The organism is Streptomyces sp. NPDC096310, assembly GCF_044763125.1.
In the GTDB taxonomy this organism is placed as follows: domain Bacteria; phylum Actinomycetota; class Actinomycetes; order Streptomycetales; family Streptomycetaceae; genus Streptomyces.
This window is the reverse complement of sequence record NZ_JBIWFO010000020.1, coordinates 56,231-70,053: the sequence shown is the minus strand read 5'-3', so window position 1 is coordinate 70,053 and position 13,823 is coordinate 56,231. Positions and strand designations below refer to the sequence as shown.

The 13,823-nt window shown below is 71.2% G+C and carries 7 protein-coding genes and 1 pseudogene; 1 reads left to right on the top strand and 7 read right to left on the bottom strand.

All coding sequences use genetic code 11. From position 1 onward, the window contains the following. Nucleotides 1–8 precede the first annotated feature (8 nt). The 5 genes from ACIQ7D_RS28780 to ACIQ7D_RS28760 all read right to left on the bottom strand — a co-directional run bounded on the left by ACIQ7D_RS28780 (nt 9) and on the right by ACIQ7D_RS28760 (nt 8,058). Nucleotides 9–1,988: a beta-galactosidase gene (locus ACIQ7D_RS28780; RefSeq protein ID WP_403942368.1), complete on the bottom strand. Its 1,980-nt coding sequence runs from the start codon at nt 1,986–1,988 to the stop codon at nt 9–11. Continuing rightward, on the bottom strand, nt 1,988–4,207 hold the full coding sequence (locus ACIQ7D_RS28775; protein WP_403942366.1) for a 1,4-beta-glucanase: 2,220 nt from the start codon (nt 4,205–4,207) through the stop codon (nt 1,988–1,990). The genes ACIQ7D_RS28780 and ACIQ7D_RS28775 overlap by 1 nt, the downstream gene beginning before the upstream one ends. A 72-nt stretch (nt 4,208–4,279) precedes the next feature. After that, nucleotides 4,280–5,272 (bottom strand): carbohydrate ABC transporter permease, encoded by a 993-nt coding sequence (locus ACIQ7D_RS28770; protein ID WP_403942363.1) that lies wholly within the window; start codon nt 5,270–5,272, stop codon nt 4,280–4,282. Then, entirely contained in the window at nt 5,269–6,354 is a 1,086-nt protein-coding gene (locus tag ACIQ7D_RS28765) for an ABC transporter permease (protein ID WP_403942361.1), read from the bottom strand. The genes ACIQ7D_RS28770 and ACIQ7D_RS28765 overlap by 4 nt, the downstream gene beginning before the upstream one ends. Nucleotides 6,355–6,378: 24 nt before the next feature. Then, entirely contained in the window at nt 6,379–8,058 is a 1,680-nt protein-coding gene (locus ACIQ7D_RS28760) for an extracellular solute-binding protein (RefSeq protein ID WP_403942359.1), read from the bottom strand. Between the two features lie 412 nt (nt 8,059–8,470). Between ACIQ7D_RS28760 and ACIQ7D_RS28755 the strand changes: the two genes are divergently transcribed. Then, on the top strand, nt 8,471–11,338 hold the full coding sequence (locus tag ACIQ7D_RS28755; protein ID WP_403942357.1) for a glycoside hydrolase family 3 C-terminal domain-containing protein: 2,868 nt from the start codon (nt 8,471–8,473) through the stop codon (nt 11,336–11,338). 88 nt (nt 11,339–11,426) lie between these two features. Here the strand turns inward: ACIQ7D_RS28755 and ACIQ7D_RS28750 are convergent. Beyond that, a pseudogene (locus ACIQ7D_RS28750) lies at nt 11,427–11,787 on the bottom strand (S8 family serine peptidase); the annotation flags it as partial. 193 nt (nt 11,788–11,980) lie between these two features. Beyond that, the gene (locus ACIQ7D_RS28745) at nt 11,981–13,789 is read right to left on the bottom strand and encodes a lysyl oxidase family protein (RefSeq protein WP_403942355.1); all 1,809 of its coding nucleotides are present in this window, start codon (nt 13,787–13,789) and stop codon (nt 11,981–11,983) included. Between the last annotated feature and the right edge of the window lie 34 nt (nt 13,790–13,823).

The window sequence follows — 13,823 nt, the reverse complement described above, 5'->3', positions numbered from 1 at the left end:
GAGCCGTCCTACGCCGGGAGCGGGCGCGGGCGCAGGACGGCGACGCCGAAGCGGTCCAGCTCGACAACCCCGTCCACGGGCCGGTCGCCGAGCACCTCGTGATGGTGGCCGTCGACCGGGACCGTGACACTCTTCGGGCCGTGGTTGAGCAGGAAGAGCAGATCGCCGCGGCGCACCGCCTCCACGCCCTCGGGCAGCCCCTCCAGCGTGGGGGAGACCCCGGCGCCCTCGGCCACCCGCGCCAGCAGCGCGCGCAGGGCCGCCGGTTCGGGGAGCGTCGAGAGGTACCAGGCCCTGCCCCGGCGGACGACGGCCGGCAGCCCGGCCAGCTCACCGGCGCGGTACGACGCGACGGCCTCGCCCGTGGACAGTTCCAGCTCCTCCGACCAGAGGCTCGCGCGGAACCCGTCGCACTCCACGCTCTCGTCCGCGTCGAGCGGCCACCACTCGTGGAGCGTGCGGATGCCGAACAGCGCCCGCAGCCGCTCGTCCATGCCGCCGGCCCGCACGCGGTCGTCCTCGTCGGCGACCCCGGTGAGGAAGCCGCACACCAGGGTGCCGCCGCCCGCGACATAGCCGGTCAGGTTCTCGATCGCGGTGTCGTCGAGCAGATAGAGATGCGGGACGACGACCAGCCGGTACGCGCTCAGGTCGTGGTCGGGGCGGGCGAAGTCGGTCGGCACGTTCGACTCCCACAGGGCGTGGTGCCAGGCCCGTACGATCCGGGAGTGGTCGAGGTGGCTGGAGAGCCGCCCCTCCTGCTGGTCCGCCCACCAGGAGTCCCAGTCGTGCAGGACGGCCGTCTCCGCCGTCACCCGGGCGCCCGACACCCGCGGTCCCAGCAGCGCGAGATCCGCGCCGATCCGCTTGATCTCGCGGAAGGTGCGGCCCCTCTCGCCCGCGTGGCTGAGCATGCCCGAGTGGAACTTCTCGGCGCCCTGCCGTGACTGGCGCCACTGGAAGTAGAGAATCGCGTCGGCCCCGCGGGCCAGGGACTGGAGCGACCAGAGCCGGTTCAGCCCGTACGGTTTGGGATGGTTGACGCCCCGCCAGTTGACCGGGCCCGCCGCCTGCTCCATCAGCGCCCAGGGGCCCCTCGCCTGGGAGCGCGTCATGTCACCGATCATCGCGCCCAGTTGACCGCCGCCGGGGTCCTTCGGGTCCGGATAGATGTCGACCGAGACGATGTCCTCGTGCTCCGCCCACTTCCAGGCGTCCTGACCGATCCAGAACGGCATGAAGTTGGTGGTGACCGGGACGGCCGGGGTATGGCGCCGGACGATGTCCCGCTCGGCGACGTAGCACTCCAGCAGCGCGTCGGAGGTGAAGCGCCGGAAGTCCAGGGCCTGCCCGGGATTCTTCATGTACTGGGCGCGCCGGGGCGGGATGATCTCCTCCCAGGAGTCGTACCCCTGGCTCCAGAAGGCCGTTCCCCAGGCTTCGTTGAGCGTGTCGAGCCCGCCGTACCTGGCCCGCAGCCAGGACCGGAAGTGCCGGGCCGTACCGTCGCACCAGCAGTGCGTGCAGTACTCGTTGTTGATGTGCCACATGCGCAGCGCCGGATGGCCGCCGTACCGCTCCGCCAGATCCTCGGTGAGCGCGGCGGCGTACTCGCGGTAGACGGCGGAGCTGGCGCAGAACTGCTGGCGCGAGCCCCACCACACGGTTCTGCCGTCCTCGTCGCGCGGCAGGGTCTCCGGGTGGCGGGCGCCCATCCAGGGCGGCGGCGAGGCGGTCGGGGTGGCCAGGACCACCCCGATGCCGTTGCCGTCCATGAGATCCATCAGCCGGTCCAGCCAGCCGAAGTTCCGTGCCCCCGGGCGCGGTTCGAGCTTCGCCCAGGAGAAGACGCCCAGGGTGACGGAGTTGACCCCGGCCTCCCTCATCAGCGTCACATCCTCGGACCAGATCTCCTCGGGCCACTGCTCGGGGTTGTAGTCGCCGCCGAACAGCACCCGGCCCCGCGTCGAGTCGTTCAGGGAAGGCATCAGACGGGGTCTCCGTACTGGATGCCACGGCCGTTGGTGCCGAGATAGACCCGGCCGTGGACACGGGGATCGCCGGTGATCGTCTCACCGGTCCACCCCCACTGGTGTGCGTCGTCGTTGATCCGGATCCAGGTGGTGCCGGTGTCGTCGGAGCGGTACACACCGACGAAGTTCTCCGTGGCGCCGGTCTGGAAGACGGCGGGGTACGAGGCGCCCGGGGCCGCCCGGCCGAAGCCGAGGGCGTACGAGCCCCAGCAGCTCGTGAGCTTGGTGAAGGACGTACCGCCGTCGGTGGACCGGTACAGGCCGTTCCACTTGGCGGAGAGCCACAGATCGCCGGTGCGGCCGGGCGCCGCCGCGATCCGGAACTGGACATCCCCCGAGGGCAGCCCCGAGGCGCCCTGCACGAAGGTCGCGCCGCCGTCCGTGGACCGGTACACCGCGCCGCCGTCGGTGTCGTACACGTAGAACCGCCGGGGGTCCACCGGGTCCGCGACCGGCACCGCGCCCTTGGGGAACGTGGTCACCTCGCTCCAGGCGGCGCCGTTGTCGGTGGAGCGGAAACCGGGGTGCTTCGTACCGTCCCAGTGGACGAACGACCACAGCAGGGTGGCGCCGTCGGCGCTCACCGCGATCGGCCCCGGTGCGGTGGAGGCGATCGCGGGCTGCGCGGCGAACGGCGCCCAGCTCTTCCCGCCGTCGTTCGAGTACGCCCCGTTGCCCGCGTCGCCCCAGCCGGCCCGCACCACGTACGCGGGTTTCAGGGTGGCCAGCGCCAGCCCGGTGGCCGAGCCGAAGACCGGGTTCGCCGCCATGCCCCGGGAGGGGGAGGTGGTCAGCGAGTCGTGGTACATCACCCCGATGTCACCGAGAGCGCTCAGCAGCGGGGCCGTCCCGGTGGGCGGGGAGAGGAGCTGGCGCACCGCGGACTCCTCCAGGCCGCGGATCCGCGGTGCCCAGCGCACCAGGTCGCGGGTCCCGTACAGGGTGGCGCCCGTCCCGAACACCAGGTGCCGGGAGTCGTAAGGGTCGAGGGCGACGGCCTGGATCCACCAGCCGAACTTGGGCGCGGAACCACCCCAGTTGAGATACGGGGTCTCCCGTACGTCCAGGACCGCGGTGTCCTTGAGCGAGGTCCAGCTCCGGCCGCCGTCGGTGGAGCGGAACAGGGTGTCGACCGGCCCCCAGCGATTGTTGGTGGAGACCACGACCGTACCGGCGACCCGGGCGTCGACGGTCACACCGCCGTAGCCGAAGGGGTCGCCCCCGGTCGGCTTGACCGGGGTCACATCCGTCCAGGCACCGGTCGCGGTGTCGAGCCGGCGGACCGAGCCGTCGGTCTGGTTGTTGGGTCCCGGTGTGTTGGCGTACGTGACGTACAGGGCGCGGGTGTTCGCGTCGTACGCCGCCCGGACGGGCACCTGCGCCGACGCGCCGGACGGCTGGCCGGGAACGGCCTCCCAGGTCACCCCGTCGCTCGTACGGTAGAGGGCGCTGCCGCCGTCGCCCCACCCCGCGTACACCACCCGCCCGGCGGCCACCAGCAGGGTGATGCCCTGGCCGGAGGGGTTCGGGGCGGGCGGGAAGGCCGCGGTGGACCAGGTCGCGCCCCGGTCGGTCGACCTGAGGAGCCCGTCGTGCCGGGTTCCGAGGTAGAGCGTGTCGCTGCTCAGCGGCGAGACGAGCAGCCGCTCCCCGGTGCCGCGCCCGTCCTCGTTGGCGCCGAGCTTCACGGTGAGATCGGTGCGGCTCCAGGTCGCCCCCCGGTCCGTGGAGCGCAGTACGGCGCCGTTGCCCGCCCAGGACTGCGCGTAGGCGCCGAGCGCGAGATAGACCCGGTCGGGCTGGGCCGGATCGACGGCGAGGGCCTCGACCCCGAGCAGGTTGTAGTCGTCCCAGCCGAGATGGTCGGTGAGCGCGGTCCAGGTCGCGGTCGCGTCGTCCCAGCGGTACGCGCCGCCGATGTCGGTACGGGCGTACGCGAGGCCCTTGACCGCCGGGTGGAAGAGCACACCGGTGATGAAGCCGGTGCCGCCGATGGCCGCGGTGCGCCAGCGGTACGCCTGCGCGGCGGCCGCGGCGGCGGCCCCGTCCCGCGCGGCGCCCGGCCTGGGCGCGGCGGTCGCGGCGGACGCGCCGGTCAGGGCGAGCGCCACGGCGGCGCCGGACGCGGTGGCGAGCACGGTACGTCTGCTGTGTCCCTGGTGCGGCTCGGACATGACATCACCTTCCGTCGGTGGGGGGAGTGGACGAGCGGGGTGGTCTGCCGGTGGTGCGCGGCCGGGACGCTCTCAGCCCTTGACGGCGCCGGTGAGCATGCCCTTCCTGAAGTGCTTCTGGACGAACGGCGAGGCGACCGCGACGGGGAGCAGCGCCAGCACCATGACTGCCATCTGTACGGAGAGCGGCGAGAGCTGTCCGGTCTTGATCTGCTGGCCGAGTCCGGTCGGCGGCTCCTGCTTCTGGACGAGCTGGATCATCACGTTCTGGAGCGGCATCATGTCCTGGTCGGTCAGGTAGATCGACGCGTTGAACCAGGCGCTCCAGTAGCCGACCGCGTAGAACAGCGCGATGACCGCGATGACCGCACGCGAGAGCGGCATGACGATCCCCCAGAGGATCCGCAGGTCGCCCGCGCCGTCGATGCGCGCGCTGTCCATCAGCTCCGGGGAGATGTTCATGAAGAACGAGCGCAGCACCAGGATGTTGAACACGCTCACCGCGCTCGGCAGGATCAGCGCCAGATAGGTGTCGGTCAGCCCGAGCGCCTGCACCAGCAGATACGTGGGGATCAGACCGGCCCCGAAGAACAGGGTGGCGAGCAGGGTCATCAGGATCCAGCGGTGCCCGAGCGAGTTCGTACGGACGAGCCCGTACGCGCACAGCACGGACACCGTCATGCTGAACAGTGTGCCCACCAGGGTCACCCCGAGGCTGACCAGGGCGGCGCGCTGCACCTGGCCGCCGCCGAGCAGTTCCTGGTAGGCGACGAAGGTGATGTCCTGGGGGATCACCACCAGCCCGCCGGCCTTGTTGATGGTGTCCCGGGAGGAGAGGCTGGTGACGATCACGATCCACAGCGGGAAGAGGATCGCGAAGCAGGCGGCCGTCAGCGCGATGCCCTTGCCCGCGAGCCCCGCCCTGGTCGGCTCCTCCTCCCACACGGGACGCGGCGGCGCGGCCCAGCGGCCCGGCGCCCCGCCGCCCGTACCGGAGGGTCCGGAGCCGCCGGCGTCGGTGCGCGCCGCGGGGCCGCTACCGGGGTCGGTGTCGGTGAGGCTCACTTCTTGTACACCCCCTGCTCACCCATGAGATGGGCGACCTTGTTGGCCGTGAGGACCAGCCCGAGCCCGATGACCCCCTTGATCAGACCGGCCGCGGCCGCGTAGCTGAAGTCCTGGTTCCTGATGCCCGACCACCACACGAAGGTGTCCAGCACCTCCGCCGCGTCCCGCCCCACGGCGTCCCGCTGGAGCAGGATCTGCTCGAAGCCGACGGTCAGCGCGTCGCCCACCCGCAGCACCAGCAGCAGGGCGATCACCGGGCGCAGGGCGGGCAGGGTGACATGCCACATCCGCCGCCAGCGGCCCGCGCCGTCCATGGCCGCCGCCTCGTACAGCTCGTGGTTGACGGAGGAGAGCGCGGCGAGGAAGACGATGATGCCCCACCCGGCGTCCTTCCAGACGCCCTCGGCCGTCACCAGGAACTTGAAGATGCCGGGGTCGGTCATCAGGTCGAAGCCCTCGACACCGTGCTGCCGCAAGGTCTGCGCGATGATCCCCGCGCCTCCGAAGATCTGCTGGAAGACGGTGACGACCAGCACCCAGGAGAAGAAGTGGGGAAGGTACATGACGGCCTGCGCGACCGCCCGCACCCGGGGCCTGATCACACTGTTGATGAGCAGCGCCAACGCGATGGGGACCGGGAAGTAGAGCACGAGTTGCAGGAGGAACAGGACAAGGGTGTTCTGCGCCGCCGCCCAGAACGCGGAGTCCGCGAAGATCCGCTGGAACTGCTCGAAGCCGACCCAGGGGCTCTGGACCATGGCGAGGAAGCCGTTGTCGCTGAGATACGGGTCGTAGTCCTGGAAGGCGACGACATTGCCGAGGATCGGTATGTAGTTGAAGACCAGGACCAGCAACAGCGCCGGCAGGGTCATCAGGATGAGGGTGCGGTCCCGCCGCAGCCGGATCCGCCGGCCGAGCTTCGGCTCCTTCCCCTTCCTCCCCTTCCCCGGGGCCGGCTTCCTTCCCGCCGCCCGGGGAAGGGCCTTCGCCCGCGACCGCGGGCCGCCCGCCGCTCCCGCCGTCCGGGCCGGATCGCCGTCCTCGGCGGGCGGCGCGTCCGGCACTGCGCTGTGCGACACGGTGAACTCCTTGCGTCGTGTGCGTCAGTTCGCGGCTGAGCCGGACTCGTCGAGCAGCTTCTTGTACCAGTCGCGCAGCTTGTCGCCGCCCTGGCTCTTCCACTCGGAGACGGCCTGCTGCATGTCACCGACCTTCTTCCGGCCGCGGACGATGTCGTCCTCCAACTGCTCGAAGTTGTCCGCGAGGTTGGTCCAGCGGTTGGGTTCGGTGACGGTCAGCCCGTAGAAGGCGGTCTTCGTGGTGAAGGCCCCCATCCGCTGCTGCCACTCCACCTGGGCCTTGGCGATGTCGGAGCGGTCCGGGTGGGCGATGTACGGGGCCGGGTCACCGGTGTAGTCGAAGGCGCCGACGACATCGATGTTGCCCTGGTCGTTCTTGACCGGCAGCCCGTCCTTCACCGTGTAGTGGGTGCCCTCGACGCCGTAGTCGGTGAGCATCCGCTCCTTGGTGCCGTACGGCGCCGCGGTGAAGTTGGAGATGGCCAGCACGTCCCTGATCAGCTTCTCCGACGAACCCTTCTTCACGAAGGCCCAGATGCTCGCGGGCTGCACGGCGTAGAGCCGCGGATCCCCGCCGTCGTGGCCGAAGATGTCCATCGCGCCCATCTCGAACTCGGCCTTGGTCCTGCCGGTCTGCTCGACGGTCTTGGCGTACCAGTGCGACAGGTCCTGGTTGTAGATCAGCACCTGGCCCGAGGTGAACCGGTTGCCCGCGTCGCCCTGTACCGCCCGGGCGTCCGGGTGGACGACATTGGCCGCGTACAGCTTCCTCGTCCACTCCAGGGCTTCGAGGTACTCGGGCGTCTCGATACGGTTCACGAGCTTGCCGTCGACCAGATCCCACCACAGCGCCTTGTCGCTGCCCGACAGCACACCGAACACATTGAAGGCGGTCCACTTCAGGTCGTCGCAGGCCCACACCTTCGACCTGGCGCTGGTGATGTCCTTGGCGAAGGCCAGGAACTCGTCCGCCGTCGTGGGGAGTTCGTACCCCTTCTTGTCGAAGATGTCCTTGCGGTAGAAGGGGGCGATGTTCACGACGTACGAGGCGGGCATCGGGATACCGCGCAGCGCCCCGCCGAAGATCGAGCGCTGCCACGCGTCGGTCGGGACGGCCGCGAGGTGCGGGAAGTCCTTGACCTTGTCACCCGAGAGATGGGGGCCCAGATCCTCGAACTTGGCGTTGACCGCGCCGGGGATCTTCCCGGTCAGGTTCCAGCCGGGCAGGATCACCATGTCGGGGATGTCGCTGGAGGCGAGCACCGCCCCCAGCTTCTCGTCGTAGGTGTTCCCGTCCTGGTTCTGCCAGACCGTCTCCACCCCGATCGCCTCGTTCATCGCCTTGTAGTAGGCGTTCGAACCGGCCGGCGGCGTCCCCCAGAACGGGGACATGATTCTGATGGTGCTCCCCTTGCCGAGCTTCTGCGGAACGGAGGTCTTCAGCTCGGCGGCCGGGATGACCTGGGTGAACCCCGCCGAGGAGCCGTTCCTGGACGGGATGTCCGGCGGGACGACACTCTGCGCCACGAAGGTGGGAAGGATCTTCTGCGCGTCCTTCCCGGAGGTGGTGCCCTCCTTCTTCCCGCTCTGCCCGCCGCCACAGGCGGTGAGCAGCGGTGCCCCGCCGGCCACCGCGGCGGCGGCGACCGCCGTGGAGGCGAGGAAGCTTCTCCGGCTGGGGGCGGAGGAGGACTTCGGCGTCATTGCGTCAACCCTTCGTGGTGCGCCGGAACACCCGGCGGAGGGCCGCCGGTCGGCTGCGATGTCATACGTGGAACGGGCGTGAGCGGTGTATCCGGCCGATCCGAAGCGGTGGTGCACGACAGGGCCGTCCCGCGGGACGGCCAGGAACTGTCGAAACTGTCGAAGCGCTTCGATGTTGCTGCGAGGTTAAATCAAGGCCCCGAGGGGCACAAGAGCCGATCCCAAGATTCCTTGACGACGCATCGGGCCTTATCAACAAGGGCAGGAACAGAGTGCGTTGCCGCTCCCCAGGGACACCCGACCGGTGCCGGGGTACGCCTTGACATGCGACGACGGGACTCGGAGCATCGAAGCGCTTCGAAAGTCCTTCCACCCGAGAGCCACCCTCGAACACCGCCAAGGGGACACGCCCGTGACGCCAGACCAGCCGCCCTTCCGCGACCCGCAGTTGCCCCGCGCCGAGCGCGTCGACGACCTCCTCGGCCGGCTCACCACGGACGAGAGGAGCGCCCTGCTGCACCAGTACGCGCCGGCGGTGGAACGCCTGGGCGTCGCGGCCTTCCGTACCGGACAGGAGGCGCTGCACGGAGTGGCCTGGATGGGACCGGCGACCGTGTTCCCGCAGGCCGTCGCACTCGGCGCCACCTGGAACGAGGACCTCGTGCGCCGGATCGGCGAGGCCGTCTCCACCGAGGCACGGGCCATGCGCACCCGCGACGACCGGGTCGGACTCAACGTGTGGTCCCCCACGGTCAATCTGCTGCGCCACCCCTGGTGGGGCAGGAACGAGGAGGGGTACGCGGAGGACCCGGCACTGACCTCCGCCATCGCCGTCGCCTACACCCGGGGCCTGCGCGGCGACCACCCGGACTTCTGGCGTACGGCACCCGTGCTCAAGCACTGGCTCGCCCACAACAACGAGACCGCGCGCGACACCACATCCTCCTCCGTCCGGCCGCGCGTCCTGCACGAGTACGACCTGCGGGCCTTCCGCGCGGCCGTCGAGGCGGGCGCCGTGGCCGGCGTCATGCCCGCGTACAACCTGGTCAACGGACGCCCCAACCACGTCTCCCCGTATCTGCGCGAGCACCTGCGCACCTGGACCGACCGGGACCTGCTCGTCTGCTCCGACGCGGGCGCGCCCAGCAACCTCGTCGACTCCGAGGCGTACTACGCCACCCACGAGGAGGCCACCGCCGCCTCGCTGCGCGCCGGCGTCGACAGCTTCACCGATCACGGCACCGACCCCTCCCTCATCACCGCCCGGATCCGGGGCGCCCTGGAACGGGGGCTGATCGACCAGGACGACATCGACACCGCCGTACGGCGCCAGTTGACCGTCCGCTTCGCCCTCGGCGAGTTCGACCCGGGCCTCGACCCGTACGCGGACATCTCGCCCGAGGACGGCTGGGACACCCCCGGACACCGGGCGCTCGCCCAGGAGGCCGCCGAGCAGGCCGTCGTCCTGCTCAAGAACGACGGCCTGCTGCCCCTCGCGCCGGGCCGGCGGATCGCGGTGGCCGGACTCCTCGCCGACGAGTGCAAACTCGACTGGTACAGCGGCACCCTCATCCACCGCTCCACCCCGCTCGACGGGATCCGCGAGCGCTTCGGCGCCGACCACGTCACCTTCGCCGAAGGCGTGGACCGGGTACGGCTGCGGGCCACCGGGGCCGGCGGATGGGTGACCGTACCGGGCCCCGGCACACCGGAGGCCGAGCGGACCACGGCGCGCGCGGCGGAGGGCGCCCTCGACCCGGCGCTGCTCGCGGGCCGCACCGATCTGCCCCCGCTGACCGCCGCGGCGAGCGAGGCGGACGCGGCCGAACTCGCCCTGGTCGACTGGGGCGGCGGGATCCTCACCCTGCGCGCCCCCGACGGCCGCTATCTGTCGGTCGCCGAGGACGGGTACGTACGGGCCGCCGCGGACCAGCCGGGCGGCTGGGTCGTCCAGGAGACGTTCCGGCTCGAAGAACATCGGGACGGACACCTCCTCCTGCATCTGGGAACCGGCCGATATGTCTCAGTCGCCGCCGATGGCCTGAAGGTTGCCGACCTGGGCGAGCCTTTCGAGTTCGTGATCACCGAGCGCGGAGAGGAGGCGGTGGCGCGCGCCGCGGCCGGCGCGGACGTGGTCGTCGTCGTGGCGGGCAACGACCCGCACATCAACGGCCGCGAGACCGAGGACCGCGACACCCTCGCCCTGCCCGGCCATCAGGACCGGCTGTGGCGCGCCGCCCACGCCGCCAACCCGCACACCGTCCTCGCGCTGACCTCGGCCTACCCCTACGCCGTGACCGACGCGCACGCCACGCTCCCGGCGCTGCTGTGGACGGCCCACGGCGGACAGGCGGCGGGCACCGCGCTCGCCCGCGTCCTGGCCGGCGACATCTCCCCGGCGGGCCGGCTGCCGCAGACCTGGTACGCCGCCGACACCGATCTGCCGGGCCTGCTCGACTACGACATCATCGGCGGACGGCAGACCTATCTCTACTTCGACGGCGCGCCGCTCTACGCCTTCGGCCACGGGCTGTCGTACACGTCCTTCGACTACGACGACCTGGTGGTGGACCCGCCCGGCGCCCTCGACACCACCGTCCGGGCCCGCGTCACGGTCACCAACACCGGCCCCCGCGCCTCCGACGAGGTCGTGCAGCTCTACGTACGGGAGGCCGTGCCCCGCCCGGACCGCCCGCACCGGCGGCTGGCCGGCCATGCCCGCGTCCGGCTCGACGCCGGGGCCTCACGTACGGTCGGGCTGACCGTGCCCACGGCCGCCCTCGGCCACTACGACGTGGCGCACGGGGCGTGGACCGTACCGGCGGGAATGTATGTCTTCGAGGCCGCCGCCTCCAGCGCGGACATCCGCTGCTCGGTCCCGGTCGCCGTCGAGGGCGAGACCCCGCGCCCCCGCTCGGTGGTGAAGGACGGCGTGTCCGCCGCCGACTACGACGAGCAGACAGGCACCGCGATCGTCGACCGGACGAAGATCTCCGGCGACGCGGTGACCCCGCTGCACGGCTCCGGCGAACTGCTCTTCAAGGGCTGCGACTTCGGGGAAGGGGTGGCCACCGTCTCCGTGGAGGTGGCGGGCGAGGGCTCGGTGGAGATCTCGCTCGCGGGCGCCGGGACCGTCGCGTTCGTCGAAGTCCCGCCGGCCGGGGGAGGCCCGTACGCGTACACGACGCTCCACGCGGAAGCCCCGCTCACCGGCGTGGCCGACCTGCGCGTCACCCTGGGCGGCCCGGTGCGCCTGGCCCGGATCGGCTTCGACCGCTGAGACGGTGCGGCGCCCGCCGCCTGGCCGGCGACGGGCGCCCTGTGCACCGGCCTTCGGAGGGCCGGTTCGGCGGCGGTGGCCGGGTCCCTTACGGGACGAGGCGCAGCAGTTTGTCGGGTGAGCCGGTGCCCGGGGTGGTCACCGCCCCGGAGGTGGCACCGTTCACCAGCGCCGTGGCGACCCGCGCCGGAGCGGCGCCCGGGTGCCCGGCGAGGTACACCGCCGCCGCCCCGGCGACATGCGGGGGTGGCCATCGAGGTGCCGGAGATCGAACTGGTCGCCGTGTCCGAGGAGTTCCAGGCGCCGGTGATGGCGCTGCCGGGGGCGAAGAGGGCTTCCCGTGCACCGTAGTTGGAGTAACCGGCCCGCGCGTCGGTGCTGGTCGTCGCCCCGACGGTGATCGCCTCCGGGACCGGGGCCGGCGGGTAGTTCTGCGCGTTGGCGTTGCTGTACCGAGACGATCGCCCAGCGCGGTGGCCGGGTTCAAGGAGAACTGACGGGATGTCGTAGTCATGACATGGTGAGGAAACGAAGTGGAATTGAGGATGCGTACGCTTGCGGACGTATGGGTCGAACGCCGCGCGGGACCCCGGCCCCGGGCGGTGTGGGCAGCCCGGGACCGGGGCGTTCAGCGGACTTCGGTCACGGGGCGGTGACCAGGTGGTGCGGGGGCACGGTCACCGTGCGGGCGCCCGGCTCGCCGCTCAGGACCACCTTGCGCAGCGCGACGTTGTTGGACAGGTCGGTCTCGTGCAGCCGGTTCTCGGGGTTGGCGAGCACCTCGATGTAGTAGGTGCCGTTCGGCAGGTCCGTGATCTCGAAGGACTGGCCGGGACGGTACTGGGTGTACGTGTCACCGGAGCCGACGTCCAGCACCTCGCGCACCGAGATCGAGCTCTGCTCACCGCACGCGGTGGACAGGTCGGTGTTGTTCGGCGCCCAGTTGGCGTTCTTCACCGTGTAGTCGATGGCGTCGGTGTTGGCCAGGCAGAACGCCTCCTTGCCGCTGCGCACGACCTCTTTCTGGTCGGCGCCGAGCAGCCGGTAGCTGGCGAAGTCGGTGAAGTGCCAGTGCTCGTGGCCCACCCGGGCGTCCCACTCCATGGTCCCGGAGGGGGAGTACCCGACCTGCTTGCCGTCGGCGTCGTAGAAGTACTGGTACGCGTCCATCAGGTCCTTGCCGGGGGTACGGAAGCCGTCCACCACCAGCGGCGCGGGGCCCGCGTTCCAGACATTGGCGCTGAACGCCAGGTAGTCCTTGCCCGGGATGTCGCCGTCCTCGCCGTCCGTGATGGCGATGTCCCAGGCGGGCAGGGCCCGCAGATCGGGCTTGGGCACATCGGGGACGCTCGCCCGGCCGGTCGGGCGCTGGGCGGCGGCCTTCAGCGCGGGCTTGATCCGCGAGCCGTCGGTCCTGCCGGCGCCGTCGCCGGGCTGCGCGGACCTGCTGACGGCCTTGCCGCCGTTCTTGAGAACGTGCGGCACCTCGGGCGGGGTGGGGGCGTCGGCGCCCCGGCCGTCGGGATGGGCCCCGTGCGCCCCGGAGGGCGCCGCCGCCGAGCCGGTTCCCATGGAGTGGCCGGACATGGCGTGACCGGACATGGACTGGCCGGACATGGCGTGACCACTCATGGACTGGCCGGACATGGTGTGGCCGGAGTGACCCGATGCCGCGCGCTCCCGCGCCGACGGGGCGGACTTGCCGTCCGCGCCGAAGCCCACGCCCCCGCCGTCCATTTTGATCTCCCGTACGGTCACCTTGACCGTCTGCGGATTGTCGGCCATGCCGAACAGGTCGCGGTACCGCTTCGCCACGGAGACCTTGGCGGTGTACTCGCCGGCCGGCAGATCGACCGGCTGCCCGTCGTACCGCCGGCTGGTGTTGGTCGCCCAGCCGTTCTCGACGCCCCACACCGAACCCAGGGTGAAGGGGTTCGTCGGGCAGCTCTCCGGATACTTCGAGGTCGCCGGGGCGTCGGGCCGTATCCGCCCCGACGCGTTGTTCGGGCAGAAGCTCTCGTCGGTCGTCAGCACCTTCTTACCGGCGGCGTCGGTGTAGGTGACCTGGAGGAAGCCCTGAAGACCGGAGAAGTCCTTCACCATCCCCTGCGGGAGGTTCTTGACGCGGGTCGTGCCGCCCTTGTGGATGATCTGCTGGGCGACCACGGGCGTCTTGAAGTCGGCCGCGCGCTTCACCCGGAACTCCAGGGGCCCGCCCTCGACGGTGACATACGTACCGAGGTCCACGTACACCCCCGGCTCGCCCTCCCACCGGTCGAGCGTCACCGAGTTCGAGGCCGCGATCAGGCTGAGCTGCGGGGCCGTCGGCTCGGCCGAGGTGGCCGCACCGGCGACGGGCGCGGCTCCGGCCACACCCGCGACCACGGAGAGCGCCGCGGCGCCGGCGATCGCCGAACGCCGCGTACGACTGCTGTAATGATGTCTGGTCATGAATTCCTCGCCTGGGTCTGCCACGGGGGCAGGA

Excerpts from the sequence above, each read along its gene's own strand:
- ACIQ7D_RS28780 (WP_403942368.1), bottom strand. The coding sequence starts at position 1,988 with ATGCCTTCCCTGAACGACTCGACGCGGGGCCGGGTGCTGTTCGGCGGC.
- ACIQ7D_RS28775 (WP_403942366.1), bottom strand. The coding sequence starts at position 4,207 with ATGTCCGAGCCGCACCAGGGACACAGCAGACGTACCGTGCTCGCCACC.
- ACIQ7D_RS28760 (WP_403942359.1), bottom strand. The coding sequence starts at position 8,058 with ATGACGCCGAAGTCCTCCTCCGCCCCCAGCCGGAGAAGCTTCCTCGCC.
- ACIQ7D_RS28745 (WP_403942355.1), bottom strand. The coding sequence starts at position 13,789 with ATGACCAGACATCATTACAGCAGTCGTACGCGGCGTTCGGCGATCGCC.